A 17121-nucleotide genomic window follows, 5' to 3' on the forward strand; every position below is an offset into this window, starting at 1 on the left:
CTCCTACTTTACTAATATGCTCATTCTGGGGCTGAGCATTTCAGCCGGGCTTTTCAGCGCCAATGTTTTGGCTTTTTCATTGTAATCGATCGTCATTTGATCGTCAAAAAACACTTTTTGCGACGATTGGATATACAGCGGAATGCCGTTCGTTTCCAGCTGCTCGCACTGTCCCGTTAATTCTTCTGCCAGCCAGATTGTCGGGACACCGCTTACCGCGCAGCCGCATCCTTCTGCATCGTAACGAAGCTGGGCTTTTTTCCCCGGGTTGGCGTCAAACGCCTGCTGCAGTGCCTGTTTTGCTGCATCTGTCACATGTATGTTCATAAGGTGAACCCCCCGTTTTCATCATTTTCGCTATTGTAGCATACAACACTGCCATTCGCATTGTTTCTGCCTTTTTTCCACCGCTTCGCATTTTCTTCTGCAGTCTTGATCCACTCATCTTTCCCTTGTATGTACTGATTGATGCTGTCAGGATGCTGGGCCGCCAGCCGTTTTTTGAGAACGGCGTATTCTTTCGCTATGTTTGGATGAGCTCTGAGATAATCTCTGAATAACAGATGCCTTTCAATAGCAGGGTTTCCCTGTTCGTACATATGGACATGATGAGTGCGTTTATTTCCGCCCTTTTGGAAATAACGCCTGCCCGCTATGCCGTTCTCACCTTTTGGTGTATAGCCGTTAGCCTTCATTTGTTCATCAAATTGGCTCACAGCTTCAATGCTTCTGACTTCAATTAACATATCAATGATTGGCTTCGCTGCCATGTTCGGTATTGATGTGCTTCCGATGTGATGAACAGCGATAATCTCCGGCCCGAACACAAGTTTCAGCCGTTCTTTTTCTTCATCGAAACATTCTGCCCATTTTTCGTTGTAGATAATGACCTCAACTTTTCTTTTCGGATACAAATGAAAGACCGACAGCAATAGACCCTGCGCTGCTTTGACGGTTTCTGTCTTTTGGAATCCAGCCTGTGTATAGAGTGACACGGCCGGGGTATTGTTCTCGGCTGTGACTACTTCGATTTTCTCAGCGTCTTCATTATGATCAATGACAAATTGCAGAAGTGCTCGTCCAATTCCTTTTCTGAAACCGTCAGGATGCACAACAAGCCTGCAAATGGTGAGATGATGCATGTTTTTCTCATATGAAATGACACCGATCAGCTTGCCGTTTTTCCGATATCCCGCAAATCGTTCATGGGATGCTTGAATATCCTTCACCTTCTCTTGTAAAGCGGGAATACCGTCAAAACCGATAATCTCTGTTTCCTTTATGTAGGCGGGGATCTGTACGGCTAAAATCTCACGCGCTATAGTGGCTTCCTTATGCTGGAGAAATTCAATCATTCGTGTTCTCCTGAAACAGCCGCTGTCTGTCGACTTTTGCGACGCGGACTGCATACGACTCGTACCAAACGCTTTTTCCTTTTTCTTTTGCTGCTTGATGTTCAGTGTGATGCCTCCAATGGTTAATTGCGTCCATACTGTCCCAATAGGAAACTGTGATGCCCCTTCCATCCGCTTCACGTACGCTTTCCACGCCTAAAAATCCAGGCTGATCCGCCGCAAGCGATACCATCCGCTCCGCTGTTTCTCCATATCCTGTGTCATTTTCGCTTTTGACAGAAGAAAAAATGACTGCATAGTAAGGAGGCTCAGGTGTTTTTGATAAAAAATCCATCATATTTCCCCCTCATATGTTTTTGACAAACAGTACCCTGTCTTGGCCCGGGCCATCATAGTTTGCAAACACTGAGATGCCATTTACCGTCTTGGTGCCCTTTTCAATATCAAACCCCAATTTTGTGTGATATGCGATTGATACCTTATTCACAGGTGAAGTGACGCACTTTACCCGGGTGCAGCCTCTTTGTTTTACTGTTTCGATAAATACATCATACAATTGTTTCCCAATTTGCATTTTTCTGAAATCTGGATGCACACCGGAAAAATGAATGTACGCCGTTTCAGAATCCGATTGCGATTGAAATCCGATTAAAAATCCCGTCATGCTGTTATGTTCGGATGTAATAAAGCTTGTGTCCTGAAAATGCTCAAAAAATAGTCTCGGCAATTTTTCTTTCAGCTGTCTGCCGCCCCACCATTCATTCAGTACAGACGTTACCATTTCATAATCTGAAGACGTGATTGTTCGAATATCCATTACGATTTGATCTCCCTCCGTCTGGCAAAACGAATGTCAGCTCTTTTTCTCACAATATAAAAATTATATTTTGCCTGGCTGGAATTGTAAATGCCTTCTTTCCTTTATCATACGTTTCCAGACTGCCGAGGGAACAATGTTTCATCATTTTAGCCTATTTCTCCCCCAAGCAGGAGGAGAGACTTTACAGCACAATATCAAGCACTTGATCAAGTCTCAGCTTATAAAGCTGATCCTCGTCTCCTTTTATCCATACTGCTTTTTCAAACTCTTCATACCGGCAGATCTTCCCGGTGCAGCGGACAATCTCACCGTCCTGAAAGCAGCTGACAGTGATATCCTGAGCGAACTCCATCGCGGCGCAAAGCGTTTGATTCATCTCTTCCAGCTTATCGGGGTCAAGGATCGGCTTTTGCAGCTTCTGTTTAAGTCGCTTTCTCTCCAGCAGGCTTTGCTTATGTTCCGGCAGAAACATCCTGCTCCCTTCCCACAGCAGGTTGCCCCTTTTTAAATGATCGTTCATTTATAATGCCCCCCTATTTTAGCCGCACGTTCAAATGCCTGGCCTGCCGCTGTCAGTGACGCCGCCCTGATGATTGCTGTGTCGCCGAATCGATTTTTAATGCCGTCCATCACATAGCCTAGGCTCATTTTCTTTGCATAATCCTGAAATAAATTGAGCTGCCATATGTCATCAGATGAGAGCTGAGACAGATTGACACCGAGGCGGCGGACAGGTTTCCCGTCCCAAAATGTAAGAAACAGCCGGCGTACAGCCTCATATACATCCTGAGTAGAATTAGTCGGCTCTGCCAGCTTCACTTGCCGGTTGAAGCCCGTCGGCCAATCAAAATCAGCACCCCGGCAGCTCACTGACACCGTCTGCCCCATGACCCCGGCGTTTCGGCTTCGCCTGCACACTTCTTCACTCAGCTCAAGCAATACGACCTTGATTTCTTTGTCAAAGTGTTCGTAGTCTCTCGGGAGAGTCATTCCATGGCCTATCGCCTTTTGCCCGTCCAGAGACGAAGTTGACACAGGGGAATAGTCGATTCCGTTTGCCGTCATCCACAGCACGTGGCCGTTAATGCCCCATTTCTTTTTTAAAAGATCGAGCGGAAAAGCCGCGAGCCCGCCGATCGTGCTGATGCCCATCCGATTTAAATGATGCTTCATGCGGCTCCCGACGCCAAACATGCTGCCCACCGGGAGCGGCCACATTTCGGTTTTCATATTTTCTTTCGTTAAGGTAAAAATACCGTTCTTATTCTTTTTGGCAAAATTGTCACACGCAATTTTGGCCAGCGCTTTGTTAGGGCCGATTCCGACCCGTGCATAAACGCCGATCTCCCGCATGATTCTGCCCTGAATGCTTTTCGCGATCTCCATCGGCGTCCCAAACAGCTTCTGGCTGCCTGTAATGTCCATGAACTGTTCATCGATAGAATAAGGCTCCACAAGGTCTGTATACTCCTCGAGAATGGCCGTAATTTGCAGTGATACATCAATATACCGCTGCATACGCGGCCGGAGCACAACAGCCTCAGGACACTTTTCCTGCGCCTCCCACAGCCGTGAAGCATTCACCACACCCTTTTGTTTCGCCAGCGGGCAGGCAGCCAATACGACTCCGCCCCTTTTTTCAGGGTCACCCGAAACAATGACAGGCCTATTTTTCAAATGTGGATTTTCCGCTTTCTCTACAGATGCATAAAACGATTGCATGTCAACGAGAAAAATCACTTTTTCTTTCATCATACACACCTCTAAAAAGAACTTATGTTCGTTTTTCATTATATGCGAAAGTATGTTCGTTTTATACTGGTAAATGATTCTTGTCTGACAGAAAATATGATCCAAGGGTTTGAGAGAAGAAAAACATTTAGTAGAATAAAAGCGAAGCATAAGGATAGGAGAGTCATGATGGAGAAATTTGTCGAAAAAATGATGGAACAGGCATTGCGGCAATACGGCAGAAACGTTGCTATAGATCCGTTAAGCCCGTATGAAAAACAAAGCCTGAAAGCGGCTCTACAAGAGAGACGGAATGAAGAACCGGATGAGGATTTGCATGCGCATATAGAAGATATCATTTATGACTATGTCACAAACCAAGGCTTGTTCTCTTAAACGCATGACTTTCAGCCGCTGATGCGGCTTCCCCTTGAAAACACCGCCTGAAACAAATAAACAGTCTCAGGCTTACAGAAAAAAAGCAGGATTTTCTCACGCTCCATAGATTCATATGGCCTGGCGTAAAATTCCCCTCAATGCTCGCGCAAAACGGAATAAGCTGTCCATGATCACGCGTATACACTTTTTCGAAGAGATGTGCTCTCTTGTTCTGTCATGCGGTCCATGCCGGTTTTCAGCGTACATCTTGATCTCATAGCCGGTTTCACTGCCAATATGATCCACGTCCTGGCGGCTTAAACTCTTTTAATGTTTCAAACACACCCTCACTGAATTCGGACATACCGTCATTTTCCTTCTGTCATCACCTTCAAATTCAAGATGTCAACCCCGTCAGCCACACGCATCCTCAACGCATAGTATATTGCCATCCATACAATCAGGCATACTACATGTCAATAACGAAATATTTTGAACGATCTATTGGAGAAGGAAATTTTTTCATATATGATAGAGAAAGATCATACATACAGGAGAGAATATAATTCATGAAGAAATGGAAAGATATCCACCCGATCAGCTGGACAATTATAATCGGAACCATTTTCGGCAGAATGGCAACATCGATGAGCATTCCTTTTTTAGCGATTTATTTGACAGCCGTCCAAGGCGCATCAGCTTCCTATGCAGGGCTGGTCATCGCCGCGAGCTCATCAGTCGGCATCCTCGCAAGCTTTTACGGCGGATATATCTCAGATAAATTCGGCAGAAAAAACATGATGCTTGTATCGATTTTCGGATGGATGCTGGTATTTGCAGGCTTTGCGGCAGCATCTCATCTCTGGGTGTTTTTTGTAGTAAACGCATTAAACGGTCTTTGCAAATCACTGTTTGAGCCCGCTTCAAAGGCCTTGCTGTCTGATATGACAGAAGAAAAAACGAGACTGCTAGTTTTTAATTTACGCTATGCGGCTATTAATATCGGCGTTGTCTTCGGACCTGTGTGCTTGGCCTATATTTCGGCTCATCGCAATCGACTACGCCCTTTTTGGTGCCTGCAGTCATTTACGGACTATACGGAATTGTGCTTGCCCTCCAGTTTAAAAAACATCCATCCTTATCAGCACCAGCCCAATCCCGAAATATGAGCGTGCGGGAAGCGTTTATGGTCACGCAAAAGGATTATCTTTTTACCATTGCTTTGGTCGGCATTACGCTATGCACCTTCGGCTACTCACAATTCAGTTCCACATTCCCTCAGTATATGGCGCAGAACCCCTTGATCGACAATGGAACGAAGCTGTATGGGCTGATGCTGACATTAAACGCAATCGTTGTGTTGGCGACGCAATTTCCCATTGTCCATTTTGCAAAACGTTTTTCGCCGCTTTGTTCTCTTATGCTCGGTAATGTGATGGTTAGTATCAGCATGGCCATTTTCACCGTATCACACGGTGTTCCTTCAATTGTGATGATTGTCATCACATTTACAATCGGCGAAGTGCTTTTATTCTCTATGATGGATTTGTATGTAGACCAGATTGCAAAACCAGGATTAAAAGGCACTTATTTCGGGGCAATCGGTTTTTCCCAGCTCGGAAACGTCATCGGCCCTTGGGTCGGGGGGATATGTATAGACCTGTTTGGCGCTGGCCGGCCGATTTATATTTTTTCTGTCCTGAGCGGCATTACCCTGCTCGGCCTGCCATTTTTAGCGTTCGCCTATCGGCAAATGAAAACGGAGACCACAAAACACCGTTCCCGTCTGGAAAAGCCGCTTTACATAAAAAACGGAAGAGAATGAATCTCTCCCGCAAACATGAGGTGAAGAACATGAATATAGGTGATGTGATGTTTCAGCTGTTTGTATTTATTATATTTGCCGCTGTCATCTTTGCGGCTGTTACAGGCTTCAAGTATGCGAAAAACCGAAAAGCGCAGCTGGATCGCATTGAGAAAAAGCTGAACAGCCTGTCCGAAGATCACGATTAACAGCTTGGGGCAACGAGCTCTACCTTAATCCGGTCTGGATCCTCACAAAAGACTGCATAATGCCCGACTCCTCCGGCAAAAGGATGCCTGTCTCGGTACAACACACGATAACCTTTTGCCGTCAATTTTTCAGTCATCTGATCGACTTGAAGCTTGGATTCAGCATGAAATGCGAGATGGTTCAGACCGACTCGGCATCTATGGTATTCCGGCTCTAGAAATGGCTCTTTCGCCTGCACAATCACTAGGTAAAAACGATCTTTCTTCCAGCTGATGCCTGAGCTCCATTTTTGATACTCTTTATAGCCAAGTTCTTTTAAGAACCATCCCCAAAACCGCCTAGACGCCTCCAAATCAGAGACATACAGTTCGATATGATGCACAATTTCATACCCTCCTTACCAGCACTTCCTCGACCTTATGCCCGTCTCCCTTACGCAAAATGAGATCTGACCTGAATTTAGTCGGCAAAATATTTTCATATAAATTCGGCCGGTTGACACTCTCCCAAATCGAGGCTGCCATCTCGTCAGCCTCCTGATCGGACAAGTCTTTAAATTTATGAAAATATGAATCAGGATTTTGAAAAGCAGTTTCCCGAAGCAGGCGAAAACGCTCTAAATACCAAGTGAAAATCCGGCTTTCCTCCGCATCCACATAAATCGAAAAATCAAAGAAATCGGAAACAAAAATACGCGGGTTTTCCCGGTCATCCTCCAAGGTGGGCGACTGAAGCACATTAATGCCTTCAATAATCACAATATCCGCCTGTTCTACAACCTCGAACACACCTTCCTCGCGGTCATAGGTTAGATGGGAATACACCGGGGCCTTTACGCTGTCCTTTCCTGATTTTAAGTCATTCAAAAATTCGAGCAGCGCCTTTACATCATAGCTTTCAGGAAACCCTTTTCTAGACATCATATTTTTCTTTTTCAGCTCGGCAGTAGGAAATAAAAAACCATCTGTCGTGATAAGGCTCACTTTTGGACGGTCAGGCAAACGCGAAAGCAGCTTCTGCAAGATCCGCGCCGTCGTGCTTTTTCCGACTGCGACACTGCCGGCAATGCCGATAATAAACGGAATTTTGGCTGAATGTGGGTGCTTCAAAAAAACATTGACATGCTTATTGCGTTCAGCCGCAGACTTGACATGTAAATGAAGCAAGCGAACAAGCGGAATATAGATCGTTTCCACTTCTTCAACAGATAGATAATCATTCAATCCTTCCACAGCTTTTGCCTCTTCTTCAGATACAGCAATCGACAAATGCCCCCCAAAACCAGACCAAGACTCACGATTGTGCTGTGTATATAAAGTATGTAAGTTAAGTTCTTTATTTTTCACTGTTTACACCTGACTCTCTGTAGGTTAAAACCCTTACAAAGATTGTAACGGAAAACCTTTTCACTGTCTGCTTATTTTTCATTTCGTTTTTTTAGCAAATCGGCACCGATTCGGTTATACGCAGCCATTTCTTCTTTTGGAACCATGCTTCCTCCCGTTCCCCAGACGACATGTACGGCATGTTCCATCTTATATTTCTGACCATAGCGCCTTCCCTCTTCTGTCGAAAAAAGCTGAACCGGCCCGAACATGCCCGCAAGAGCAGAGGGCTCTAAATATTTATCTTCAGATACAGCCAGCATATGAAGCAAAGTATAAAGCGTATTGTCCTCTACCGTATAACAGCCGCTCAGAAGCGGTTCAATCAGCTTGCCGACAAATCCTGACGGCCTCCCTACGGCAAGTCCGTCAGCAGCAGTCTGATTATCCAGGCCGATATCCTGGACGGAGATCTTCTCGTGAAGTCCTGAATAAAGCCCTAACAGCATACAAGGTGAATGAGTTGGTTCTGCGAAAAACACATGAACATCATCTCCGTATAAAAGCTTCAGCCCAAATGCTACACCGCCCGGTCCTCCGCCGACTCCACACGGCAGATACACAAACAAAGGCGTCTCAAGACTCGGCTGTATATTCATACAGTCAAGTTGTGTTTTTAATCGGCTTGCAGCAACAGCATATCCTAAGAACAACTGACGAGAATGTTCATCATCAATAAAATAACAGAATGGATCTTGTTCCGCCTGCCGTCTCCCTTCGTTGACCGCTTCGCTGTAATCTGTTTCGTACTCCATAACAGTGACTCCCTTTTGGCGGAGGAGATCCTTTTTCCACTGCTTAGCATCGGCGGACATATGCACTGTCACGCGAAACCCGAGTGCCGCGCCGATGATGCCGATGCTTAAACCCAGATTCCCTGTCGAACCGACAGCAATCGAATAGCGGGAGAAAAACCCGGTAAACCGCTCTTCCTGTAAGATGCGGTAATCATCGGTTTCCTGAAGCATTCCTTCTTGAAGCGCGAGATTTTCAGCATGCTTTAACACTTCATAAATCCCGCCCCTCGCTTTAATCGATCCTGAAATCGGAAGCTCATGGTCGCACTTTAAAAGCCATCTTCCCGGAAGTGGCTGCTGATATGCCGCTTCCAGCTTTTCCTTCATATGCTGCACCTCAAAAAGCGGAGACTCGATGATTCCTTTAGCACCTTTCGTCTCAGGAAACACCTCGGAAATGTAAGGTGCAAACCGCCGCATTCTTTTTTCCGCTTCCGCTATCTCGGTTTCCCACTCATCTGCACGGGGTAATGGCCCCTCTTTCTTGCCTGAATTTGCCCAGAATACAGGCTCTGCATCAATCAGTTTCTGTATAAATGGATCTTTAAACAGAGCATGAAGGACTTCTGAATGAACTGACATTCAACAATCTCTCCCTTCCACTATCAAAAACTGCCTCGTGAGAAACAAGCCACTCCACCACAGGCAGTTCCATCATTATTTTTTCATGAGCGCGCGTCCTGCCAGCTTTTCTACAAGAGCTGGAAACAGCTGATACAACTTAGTGCCGGCATTCATTAAACGCGGAAGATTGATCTCCCGCTTGTTCGTAAAAATTGCAGCTGTAATTTGAGCTGCCACGTCATCAGGATCAAGCATCCAGCGGCCGACATTTTTGACGTAGTCCCCGCCTTTATCAGCAATGGAAAAAAAGTCCGTCTGAATCGGTCCCGGGTTGACTGTTGTTACATAAATGCCGGTTCCCAAAAGCTCCATCCGCAAAGCGTTTGAGTAACCTAACACGGCATGCTTGGTCGCGGAATACAGGCTCGACTTCGGTGTTGCGATTTTCCCCGCTTGAGAGGCGATATTGATGATATGGCCCTTTTTTTGCTCAAGCATTTGCGGAAGCACCGCTTTTGTACAGGCGATCAGGCCGAAGACATTCACATCAAACATCGCTTTCATGTCATCCAATGTAGAGTCTAAAACCGTTTCAAATATACCGAAGCCTGCATTGTTAATCAGTACATCAATCGAGCCGATCTGATCGCGGACCCGGGCGATATCCTCTAGGCGGCCGACATCCAGAGGAAAAATCTCACACTGTCCGCTCCATTCCTCGGTTATTTTCCTTTTGATTTCTATCAAACGATCCTCGCGTCTAGCAGACAGCAGGACATGGGCTCCTTCAGCCGCGCATAAGTATGCGATTCTTTCTCCAAGCCCTCCTGAAGCGCCGGTTATCCAAATCCTTTTTCCCGCTATATGTTTCACCCATTTCACCTCTTCATTGTTTTAAAGTATGCGGTATTTCCTTCCCAATATGACGTGATGGCTTCTTCAGCCTCCAACACATCAAGGTGACCTGCCGTTTCTGACATCGTTAAAAACAATTCCTTTTCATATACAGCAGGAAAAAGCTGCTGACAGACCTGAAAAGCGGTCATCGGCTTTTCATCCAGCATGCGACGCACATCCTCCGTCCTGTTCCTCTGCTTGTCAAAACGCTTCTCAATCAGCGCTTGTACACTGGTGATAGGCTCGCCGTGACCAGGAAATACGATTGTTGGATCAAGTTGAGACAGCCTTCGCAATGACCGCTGATAATCCACTAAAGGCTTTGACCTGACGTCTCCCGCTTTCGGCGCTTCCAAAATCGGATTAGACGAGCTGTTGGCCAGCAGTAGATCGCCGCCAAGCATCCTTCCGCTTTTTTCATGGAACAGAACGATATGCGATTCAGCATGTCCAGGCATCTCCAACACAGACCAGCCCTCAAGCCCATCTATGCCCATACCTTCTCTGATTGATTTTGTCAGAGATCTCGTACAGGAAAATGCGTACGCTGATCGAATCAGCTTTTCCGCCTTCCCCGTATCAAATGGAACGCCTAATTCAGGCAGCAGCTTTTGAAAAAAACGTTTTTGCCAATCCATAAAGGCTTGATTTTGGCTGATATAAGGTTCGTTGAATGCATGCCCAATCACTTCGATTTCATCTGAAAAGACATCAAGCAAGCCTGCATGATCAGCATGATGGTGAGTCAGTACAACCTGCTCGATATCTGACATTTTCACATTTACAGCGGCAAGCTGCTCTTGTAAGGCTCTGGCAGCCTCTTTTGTATTCGGCCCTGCATCAATAAGTGTCAGTGCATCACCTTTTACGAGGTAAACGATAACATCGCCGACAGCAAACGGCGTTGGGACGCGGATCGCAATTACATCTTCAGTTGTCATCCTTTCGCTCCTTGTCTTCATTCATTATTCATATTTTAGCTTTTTCTCGATCTTGTGTCATTATTGCTGAATGAGAACAAACCTTTTTGAAAAAGCTATTGACATCAGCTTGTCCGCCATTGCATAATGAACAACAAACTAAAACGAGAACCATTGGAACGCTATGACGAGGAATAGTATACAAGGCAATGGCCTAAGAGAGCGATACCCCCTGGCTGAAAGGTGTTGCGGCCCGCTTGTTTGTAGAACCTGCCCTCAAGTCGCGGTTAGGAAAACCTAAACGTTTCCCGCGTTACGGGATTTGAGCTGAGCACAATTTGTGCTAATGAGGGTGGTACCGCGAACCTTTTCGTCCTTTACGTGATGAAAAGGTTTTTTTGTTGTTCTGATAGAAGGAGGATATCAATGAAAAAGATAGGATTTGTCGGCGCCGGGTCAATGGCAGAAGCAATGATCAACGGCATTTTGCAAAGCGGCATCACAAAACCAGAACATATCTATATTACAAATCGCTCAAATGACGAGCGTCTGATTGAATTAAAGGAAACGTACGGCGTGCGTCCATGCAGAGATAAAAATGAGTTTTTCACTCACACCGATATCATTATCCTCGCTTTCAAACCGAAAGACGCGGCGGAAAGCATCGACAGCATCCGGCCGTATATCAAGGACCAGCTTGTAATTTCAGTACTTGCAGGCCTTACCATCGAGACCATTCAGCATTATTTTGGCAGAAAGCTCCCGGTCATTCGCGTCATGCCTAATACATCGGCGGCAATCAGAAAATCAGCAACCGGATTTTCCGTAAGCGCGGAAGCAAGCAAGAATGATATAATTGCCGCAAAAGCTCTATTGGAAACAATCGGTGATGCAACACTGGTTGAGGAGCGGCATCTTGACGCTGTCACTGCAATTGCAGGCAGCGGCCCGGCCTACGTGTATCGTTATATTGAGGCGATGGAAAAAGCGGCACAAAAAGTAGGATTAGATAAAGAAACGGCAAAAGCACTCATTTTGCAGACAATGGCAGGGGCAACAGATATGCTCCTTCAAAGCGGCAAACAGCCGGAAAAGCTGCGTAAAGAAATCACTAGTCCTGGAGGCACTACAGAGGCAGGTCTTCGCGCTTTACAGGACTCCCGCTTTGAAGAAGCAATTATTCACTGTATTGAAGAAACAGCTAAACGGAGCGCAGAAATCAAAGAACAGTTTGCCGGTGCCGCCTTAGAGAGACATTCTTAGATGTAAGACAAAAACAGAAGGCACAGTGCCTTCTGTTTTTTATGTTTCCCGCAATAGCTGGCCGGCAGATTCTGATTGCTTTAATAGCGCGGAGATCGTAAATGAAAGCAAATCGGGAAGCACTTCAAAGGAATAAGGCATATACAATCTTTCCGTCCATTTATGCGGGTCTTTACCAGCCGGACCGACATTTAAAACCGGGACATATAAAGCCTGATCTTTACCGCTTGGCAATGAATATCCTCTGTTAAAGAGCGGCATATTGCTTGTGTATGCATCAACCTCCTGCTTTTCCAGCTGAAGATAACTCAAGTCCGAAAGTCCGGGGAAATACTGAACCTCCCGTAATGCAATGCCGTATCGGTCAGCCGCGTACTGCATAAGCTGATCAGCTGTATTCCTGATCAATTGATCATCCTTCGAAGAAACCGCCGGATACAACGGCGGGCTGTAAAAAAGCACAATGAGCGGCGCATCCTCCTTACAAAGCGAAGCAAGCTCAGAAACAATTTTCGTCGAAAAATCCCTGTCTCCAAGCTCCCCCCTGTTAGCAAAGGCATAATTTAGAGCCCGCTCTGTTTCCGAGATCCCCGCACGCTTTTTTGCACGCGAGACCAGCTCATCAAATGTCAAAACAGTGATGTTCCGCTCAATCGGCTGAAATGGCTCAAATTGTTGAAAATCCTGTGTTTTCTTCCGAACGTTCGACATGATTTCCTCCGCCGCCTGTTCTGCTGTTTTAAGCAGCATCTGATGCATCTCACTAGCTGAGCGTTTCATTGACAGCACATTAAATAATGTGACAGCTGTATGCGGTGTCTGGACTGAATATGCCTCTTTCAAGTCCTTTTGCATTAAGTTTACCGGCGGCGGAGTGACCTCGCCATCAACCTTTTCGCAATAATCAGCATTCAGTTCAAGCAAACGGTTAATCTCAGATACCATTAAATTTGCGTTTAGGCCTGAAAACGGCTCTCCAACATGTGTCTCAATCCCCTTGCAGAAAAAACCCGCAAGCACCTTGCCAATGCTTCCTGTATAAAAATATTGCTGCTGATCGCCGGGAAATTTTTCAAACATCGGTTCGGCATTCAGGCAAGCGGTTAATGTGATATCATGCTTTTTCTCCATTTCCTTCAATGCAGGAACCACTTCAATCATGCCTCTTGAATTCACTTCCTCGTCCGGAACCGTTATCAACAGCAGATTGCCCTCAAAATGCCCGTTCATTGCCCTCTCCAGCATCGACAGTTGAACACAAAGCCCCGCTTTCATATCCATCGTCCCTCTTCCGAACAGCCAGTCTCCGCTTTCGGCATCTCTTCTCACACGTTCCGGGAGCAGCTCTTTTTTCTCTAAAAAGGAGCTCAAAAGCTCAGCAGGCTTGCAAGCCATATGTTTAAATTCGCCGTAATCTTCTATGTCAACGACATCAAAATGACTCAGCAGAAGCACTGTCTTTTTGACATTCTTCTTTTTGACTAGAGCCGTAAGAAAAGATCTGCCATCGTCCATCGGATGAAGTATTACATCATCAGGGTGCTTTTGAAAATAGGGCTTGTCCTTCAAAATAAAATAAAGATACTCTGCAAGTGCTGCCTCGCCCTTTGAACCGGTGATGCTTTCGTATTGCACAAGAGAAGTTAAAAGTGCCAGCAATTCGTCCTTCGTCTGCCAATTCATTGATTTCGCCCCTCCTATGAATAAAAATGCTTCTATACTGAAAAATAAACTGATTTCTCGTCTATTATACAGAAATGTTTGACAAAAGCGGTTCTTTTGAGCAGTTTATATGACGGGAAAGAAATGACTTGATATAATCAATCTCTAAAAACCTTACGGGAGGCGAAAGAAATGGCCAGAAAATTATTCACACCTATTACAATTAAAGATATGACGTTAAAAAACCGCATTGTCATGTCGCCAATGTGCATGTATTCTTCTCATGAAAAGGACGGAAAATTGACACCGTTCCACATGGCACATTACATATCGCGCGCAATCGGCCAGGTCGGACTGATTATTGTAGAGGCGTCAGCGGTTAACCCTCAAGGACGAATCACAGACCAAGACTTAGGCATTTGGAGCGACGAGCATATTGAAGGCTTTGCCAAACTGACTGAGCAGGTCAAAGAACAAGGTTCAAAAATCGGCATTCAGCTTGCCCATGCCGGACGTAAAGCTGAGCTTGAAGGAGATATCTTCGCTCCATCGGCGATTGCGTTTGACGAACAATCAGCAACACCTGTACAAATGTCAGCAGAAAAAGTAAAAGAAACAGTTCAGGAGTTCAAGCAAGCGGCTGCCCGCGCAAAAGAAGCCGGCTTTGATGTGATTGAAATTCATGCGGCGCACGGATATTTAATTCATGAATTTTTGTCTCCGCTTTCCAACCATCGCACAGATGAATACGGCGGCTCACCTGAAAACCGCTACCGTTTCTTGAGAGAGATCATTGATGAAGTCAAACAAGTATGGGACGGTCCTTTATTTGTCCGTGTATCTGCTTCTGACTACACTGATAAAGGCTTAGACATTGCCGATCACATCGGTTTTGCAAAATGGATGAAGGAGCAGGGTGTTGACTTAATTGACTGCAGCTCAGGCGCCCTTGTTCACGCAGACATTAACGTATTCCCTGGCTATCAAGTCAGCTTCGCTGAGAAAATCCGTGAACAGGCGGACATGGCTACTGGTGCCGTCGGCATGATTACAGACGGTTCAATGGCTGAAGAAATTCTGCAAAACGGACGTGCCGACCTCATCTTTATCGGCAGAGAGCTTTTGCGGGATCCATTCTTTGCAAGAACTGCTGCGAAACAGCTCAACACAGAGATTCCGGCCCCTGTTCAATACGAAAGAGGCTGGTAATGCCATAAGAGATATCCTGTAGAGGATATCTCTTTTTTTATTTTTAGAGAAACGATCGGCTAAGGTTCTCCGTCTCCCTAGTAGAACCAATTAGAGGAGATGACTCCAATGAAATCAGCTTGGATGGAAAAGACATATACAATTGACGGATGTGCGTTTCATACACAGCACCGGAAAGGATCAAGCGGTGTAACGATTGTCTTTGAGGCCGGCTATGGTACTTCTTCTGAGACGTGGAAACCATTAATGGCGGACATTGATGATGAATTTGGCATTTTCACATATGATCGGGCAGGCATAGGAAAAAGCGGGCAAAGCAGAGCTAAACGAACAGCTGATCAACAAGTGAAAGAATTGGAGAGTTTGCTTAAAGCAGCTGATGTAAAACCTCCTTATTTGGCTGTTTCACACTCATACGGAGCTGTCATCACCGGTTTATGGGCCTGCAAAAACAAGTATGATATTATCGGCATGGTCCTTCTTGACCCAGCTTTAGGCGATTGCGCCAGCTTTACCTTTATACCCGAAGAAATGCACAAATCACATACGAGAAAGATGATGTTTGAGGGCACACATGCAGAGTTTTCAAAAAGTCTGCAGGAGCTCAAAAAGCGGCAAGTCCACTTAGGAAACATGCCTCTCCTTGTGTTGTCATCAGGAGAACGGACTGAGAAATTCGCTGCTGAACAGGAGTGGCAAAACTTGCACAGCAGCATATTGTCTCTATCTAACCAAAGCGGCTGGATTCAAGCTAAAAACAGCTCCCACAACATCCATCATGATGAACCTCATATCGTTCACTTGGCTATTTATGACGTATGGTGCGCAGCGTGCCAGCAGGCCGCTCCTCTTTACCAGGCAGTCAATTAACGTAAAAAAAGACCGGGCCGTAAGGGATTCCCGGTCTTTAATATTATTTTGTTTCACGGTGAAGGGTATATTTCTTTAAACGCGGTGAATATTTTTTCAGCTCCAAACGGTCTGGATTGGTGCGTTTATTTTTTGTTGTGATGTAATTTCGGTCTCCCGTTTCAGTGCAGGCTAAAGTAACATTTACTCTCATAATTAACGTCTCCTTATAAAGCGTAATGATTACGTTTTATTATACAACATCATCACAAATTGTCAAATAAGAGCTCCGCCTTCAGCCTCGCGGGACATTTACCTCTAAGAAATCATATGCCGCCACGCTATTGGGGAAAACGTCAACCGCTTCTTTTTGAAGCTCCAAAGAAGCATCTCCCTGATATCTTGCGCTGATATGGGTTAAAATGAGCTGCTTCGCCCTTGCTTCTTTCGCTGTTACAGCCGCTTGTTCCGTTGTACTGTGATAATAATCATAAGCAAGTTTACGGTCTTCCTTAGCAAAGGTTGCTTCATGAACAAGCACATCACAATCCCTCGCAAGCTCTTTTAGTTTGTCACTTACTCTCGTATCACCGGAGAACACAACAGATCTTCCCTTTTTGGGAGGCTCCAGAAAATCATTCCCATTGATGATTCGTCCGTCTTCAAGCGTTACCGTTTCGCCTTTTTTGATTTTCTGATATACAGGTCCGGGCGGGATGTTCATTTCTTTTAATACATCAGCCTTCAAGGAACCCGGTACGTCTTTTTCCTGCACACGGTACCCAAAGGCTTCCACTCCATGAATAACAGATACCGCTGTGACAATAAACTGATCGTCCTCAAACACGATTCCTTCTTCAATTTCCTGGATCGCAAGCGGATATGTCAAATGGGTCTTCGTGACGGCAAGGCTTGTTTCAATAAACGCCTTGATCCCTTTAGGTCCGTACACTGTCAGCTCGTCCTCTCCGCCTTGAAAGGAACGGCTCCCCAGAAGCCCCGGAAGTCCGTATACATGATCGCCGTGCATGTGTGTAATAAAGATTTTCTCTATTTTACGAGGTTTAATCGTTGTATGTAAAATTTGATGCTGTGTGGCTTCCCCGCAGTCAAAAAGCCATACCGAACGCCTTTCTTCAAGCAATTTTAATGCTACAGAGGTGACGTTTCTCGCCTTGGCGGGAATGCCGGCTCCCGTCCCTAAAAAAAGTAATTCCACGTTTCCTTCCTCCTACTAGAACCAGATACCTACAAGAATACAGGATCAAGCGCAAAAT

General features: G+C 45.5%; 20 protein-coding genes and 1 pseudogene. 7 read left to right on the forward strand and 14 right to left on the reverse strand.

Annotation, left to right across the window (positions count from 1 at the left end; genetic code table 11):
• Window positions 1-3: 3 nt before the first annotated feature.
• The 6 genes from ACZ07B_RS02840 to ACZ07B_RS02865 all read right to left on the reverse strand — a co-directional run bounded on the left by ACZ07B_RS02840 (window position 4) and on the right by ACZ07B_RS02865 (window position 3930).
• Window positions 4-327 (reverse strand): iron-sulfur cluster biosynthesis family protein, encoded by a 324-nt coding sequence (locus ACZ07B_RS02840; protein WP_003226552.1) that lies wholly within the window; start codon window positions 325-327, stop codon window positions 4-6.
• Complete coding sequence (locus ACZ07B_RS02845; RefSeq protein WP_464876880.1) at window positions 324-1355, reverse strand: GNAT family N-acetyltransferase; 1032 nt, start codon at window positions 1353-1355, stop codon at window positions 324-326. The genes ACZ07B_RS02840 and ACZ07B_RS02845 overlap by 4 nt, the downstream gene beginning before the upstream one ends.
• Complete coding sequence (locus tag ACZ07B_RS02850; RefSeq protein WP_041053294.1) at window positions 1348-1692, reverse strand: antibiotic biosynthesis monooxygenase family protein; 345 nt, start codon at window positions 1690-1692, stop codon at window positions 1348-1350. The genes ACZ07B_RS02845 and ACZ07B_RS02850 overlap by 8 nt, the downstream gene beginning before the upstream one ends.
• A gap of 9 nt (window positions 1693-1701) precedes the next feature.
• On the reverse strand, window positions 1702-2172 hold the full coding sequence (locus ACZ07B_RS02855; protein ID WP_015384025.1) for a GNAT family N-acetyltransferase: 471 nt from the start codon (window positions 2170-2172) through the stop codon (window positions 1702-1704).
• A 184-nt stretch (window positions 2173-2356) separates the two neighbouring features.
• Entirely contained in the window at window positions 2357-2695 is a 339-nt protein-coding gene (locus tag ACZ07B_RS02860; RefSeq protein ID WP_003230403.1) for a YolD-like family protein, read from the reverse strand.
• Window positions 2692-3930 (reverse strand): DNA polymerase IV, encoded by a 1239-nt coding sequence (locus ACZ07B_RS02865; RefSeq protein ID WP_010886562.1) that lies wholly within the window; start codon window positions 3928-3930, stop codon window positions 2692-2694. The genes ACZ07B_RS02860 and ACZ07B_RS02865 overlap by 4 nt, the downstream gene beginning before the upstream one ends.
• Window positions 3931-4095: 165 nt before the next feature.
• Between ACZ07B_RS02865 and ACZ07B_RS02870 the strand changes: the two genes are divergently transcribed.
• The 4 genes and pseudogenes from ACZ07B_RS02870 (at window position 4096) to ACZ07B_RS02885 (ending at window position 6297) form a co-directional block, all read left to right on the forward strand.
• Window positions 4096-4302 carry a YqzH family protein gene (locus tag ACZ07B_RS02870; protein WP_014477257.1) on the forward strand — a complete coding sequence of 69 codons (207 nt, stop codon included), beginning with the start codon at window positions 4096-4098 and terminating at the stop codon, window positions 4300-4302.
• A 551-nt stretch (window positions 4303-4853) separates the two neighbouring features.
• Complete coding sequence (locus ACZ07B_RS02875) at window positions 4854-5453, forward strand: MFS transporter (RefSeq protein WP_464876881.1); 600 nt, start codon at window positions 4854-4856, stop codon at window positions 5451-5453.
• Window positions 5357-6004, forward strand: a pseudogene (locus tag ACZ07B_RS02880) (MFS transporter); the annotation flags it as partial. The gene ACZ07B_RS02875 and the pseudogene ACZ07B_RS02880, both read left to right, overlap by 97 nt.
• Window positions 5935-6297: a hypothetical protein gene (locus ACZ07B_RS02885; RefSeq protein ID WP_464876882.1), complete on the forward strand. Its 363-nt coding sequence runs from the start codon at window positions 5935-5937 to the stop codon at window positions 6295-6297. The pseudogene ACZ07B_RS02880 and the gene ACZ07B_RS02885, both read left to right, overlap by 70 nt.
• Here the strand turns inward: ACZ07B_RS02885 and ACZ07B_RS02890 are convergent.
• The 5 genes from ACZ07B_RS02890 to ACZ07B_RS02910 all read right to left on the reverse strand — a co-directional run bounded on the left by ACZ07B_RS02890 (window position 6294) and on the right by ACZ07B_RS02910 (window position 10882).
• Window positions 6294-6680, reverse strand: a complete 387-nt coding sequence (locus ACZ07B_RS02890; protein WP_123373116.1) for a VOC family protein — start codon at window positions 6678-6680, stop codon at window positions 6294-6296. The genes ACZ07B_RS02885 and ACZ07B_RS02890 overlap by 4 nt on opposite strands.
• 4 nt (window positions 6681-6684) lie before the next feature.
• Window positions 6685-7644, reverse strand: coding sequence for a type I pantothenate kinase (gene coaA / locus ACZ07B_RS02895; protein WP_003245966.1), 960 nt, complete (start codon window positions 7642-7644; stop codon window positions 6685-6687).
• A gap of 71 nt (window positions 7645-7715) precedes the next feature.
• A complete protein-coding gene (dsdA, locus tag ACZ07B_RS02900; protein WP_217018273.1) occupies window positions 7716-9062 on the reverse strand; it encodes a D-serine ammonia-lyase in 1347 nt (448 codons plus the stop codon).
• A gap of 75 nt (window positions 9063-9137) precedes the next feature.
• Window positions 9138-9917, reverse strand: a complete 780-nt coding sequence (locus ACZ07B_RS02905; protein ID WP_326248284.1) for an SDR family oxidoreductase — start codon at window positions 9915-9917, stop codon at window positions 9138-9140.
• Window positions 9918-9922: 5 nt separating this feature from the next.
• Window positions 9923-10882, reverse strand: a complete 960-nt coding sequence (locus ACZ07B_RS02910) for an MBL fold metallo-hydrolase (protein ID WP_003230383.1) — start codon at window positions 10880-10882, stop codon at window positions 9923-9925.
• Between the two features lie 405 nt (window positions 10883-11287).
• On the opposite strand from ACZ07B_RS02910, the gene proC reads away from it, so the two are divergent.
• Entirely contained in the window at window positions 11288-12124 is an 837-nt protein-coding gene (proC, locus tag ACZ07B_RS02915) for a pyrroline-5-carboxylate reductase (protein ID WP_029946536.1), read from the forward strand.
• 39 nt (window positions 12125-12163) lie between these two features.
• Here the strand turns inward: proC and ACZ07B_RS02920 are convergent, their stop codons facing one another.
• Entirely contained in the window at window positions 12164-13807 is a 1644-nt protein-coding gene (locus tag ACZ07B_RS02920; RefSeq protein ID WP_464876883.1) for a M20/M25/M40 family metallo-hydrolase, read from the reverse strand.
• Between the two features lie 171 nt (window positions 13808-13978).
• Here ACZ07B_RS02920 and namA point away from each other — a divergent pair, with 171 nt between their 5' ends.
• Window positions 13979-14995: an NADPH dehydrogenase NamA gene (namA, locus tag ACZ07B_RS02925; RefSeq protein WP_326248282.1), complete on the forward strand. Its 1017-nt coding sequence runs from the start codon at window positions 13979-13981 to the stop codon at window positions 14993-14995.
• 108 nt (window positions 14996-15103) lie between these two features.
• Window positions 15104-15865, forward strand: coding sequence for an alpha/beta fold hydrolase (locus tag ACZ07B_RS02930; protein WP_326248281.1), 762 nt, complete (start codon window positions 15104-15106; stop codon window positions 15863-15865).
• 43 nt (window positions 15866-15908) lie between these two features.
• Here ACZ07B_RS02930 and rpmG read toward each other — a convergent pair whose 3' ends face one another.
• Entirely contained in the window at window positions 15909-16058 is a 150-nt protein-coding gene (gene rpmG, locus ACZ07B_RS02935) for a 50S ribosomal protein L33 (RefSeq protein WP_003226511.1), read from the reverse strand.
• A gap of 81 nt (window positions 16059-16139) precedes the next feature.
• On the reverse strand, window positions 16140-17063 hold the full coding sequence (gene rnz / locus ACZ07B_RS02940; protein ID WP_004398681.1) for a ribonuclease Z: 924 nt from the start codon (window positions 17061-17063) through the stop codon (window positions 16140-16142).
• Window positions 17064-17121: the final 58 nt, after the last annotated feature.

Source organism: Bacillus sp. 9.4 (assembly GCF_055486415.1).

What these genes read in the sequence shown, in the direction of transcription:
- ACZ07B_RS02840 (WP_003226552.1), bottom strand. Translation starts at nt 327, where the DNA reads ATGAACATACATGTGACAGATGCAGCAAAACAGGCACTGCAGCAGGCG.
- ACZ07B_RS02845 (WP_464876880.1), bottom strand. Translation starts at nt 1,355, where the DNA reads ATGATTGAATTTCTCCAGCATAAGGAAGCCACTATAGCGCGTGAGATT.
- ACZ07B_RS02850 (WP_041053294.1), bottom strand. Translation starts at nt 1,692, where the DNA reads ATGATGGATTTTTTATCAAAAACACCTGAGCCTCCTTACTATGCAGTC.
- ACZ07B_RS02855 (WP_015384025.1), bottom strand. Translation starts at nt 2,172, where the DNA reads ATGGATATTCGAACAATCACGTCTTCAGATTATGAAATGGTAACGTCT.
- ACZ07B_RS02860 (WP_003230403.1), bottom strand. Translation starts at nt 2,695, where the DNA reads ATGAACGATCATTTAAAAAGGGGCAACCTGCTGTGGGAAGGGAGCAGG.
- ACZ07B_RS02865 (WP_010886562.1), bottom strand. Translation starts at nt 3,930, where the DNA reads ATGATGAAAGAAAAAGTGATTTTTCTCGTTGACATGCAATCGTTTTAT.
- ACZ07B_RS02870 (WP_014477257.1), top strand. Translation starts at nt 4,096, where the DNA reads ATGGAGAAATTTGTCGAAAAAATGATGGAACAGGCATTGCGGCAATAC.
- ACZ07B_RS02875 (WP_464876881.1), top strand. Translation starts at nt 4,854, where the DNA reads ATGAAGAAATGGAAAGATATCCACCCGATCAGCTGGACAATTATAATC.
- ACZ07B_RS02885 (WP_464876882.1), top strand. Translation starts at nt 5,935, where the DNA reads ATGTATAGACCTGTTTGGCGCTGGCCGGCCGATTTATATTTTTTCTGT.
- dsdA (WP_217018273.1), bottom strand. Translation starts at nt 9,062, where the DNA reads ATGTCAGTTCATTCAGAAGTCCTTCATGCTCTGTTTAAAGATCCATTT.
- ACZ07B_RS02910 (WP_003230383.1), bottom strand. Translation starts at nt 10,882, where the DNA reads ATGACAACTGAAGATGTAATTGCGATCCGCGTCCCAACGCCGTTTGCT.
- proC (WP_029946536.1), top strand. Translation starts at nt 11,288, where the DNA reads ATGAAAAAGATAGGATTTGTCGGCGCCGGGTCAATGGCAGAAGCAATG.
- ACZ07B_RS02920 (WP_464876883.1), bottom strand. Translation starts at nt 13,807, where the DNA reads ATGAATTGGCAGACGAAGGACGAATTGCTGGCACTTTTAACTTCTCTT.
- namA (WP_326248282.1), top strand. Translation starts at nt 13,979, where the DNA reads ATGGCCAGAAAATTATTCACACCTATTACAATTAAAGATATGACGTTA.
- ACZ07B_RS02930 (WP_326248281.1), top strand. Translation starts at nt 15,104, where the DNA reads ATGAAATCAGCTTGGATGGAAAAGACATATACAATTGACGGATGTGCG.
- rpmG (WP_003226511.1), bottom strand. Translation starts at nt 16,058, where the DNA reads ATGAGAGTAAATGTTACTTTAGCCTGCACTGAAACGGGAGACCGAAAT.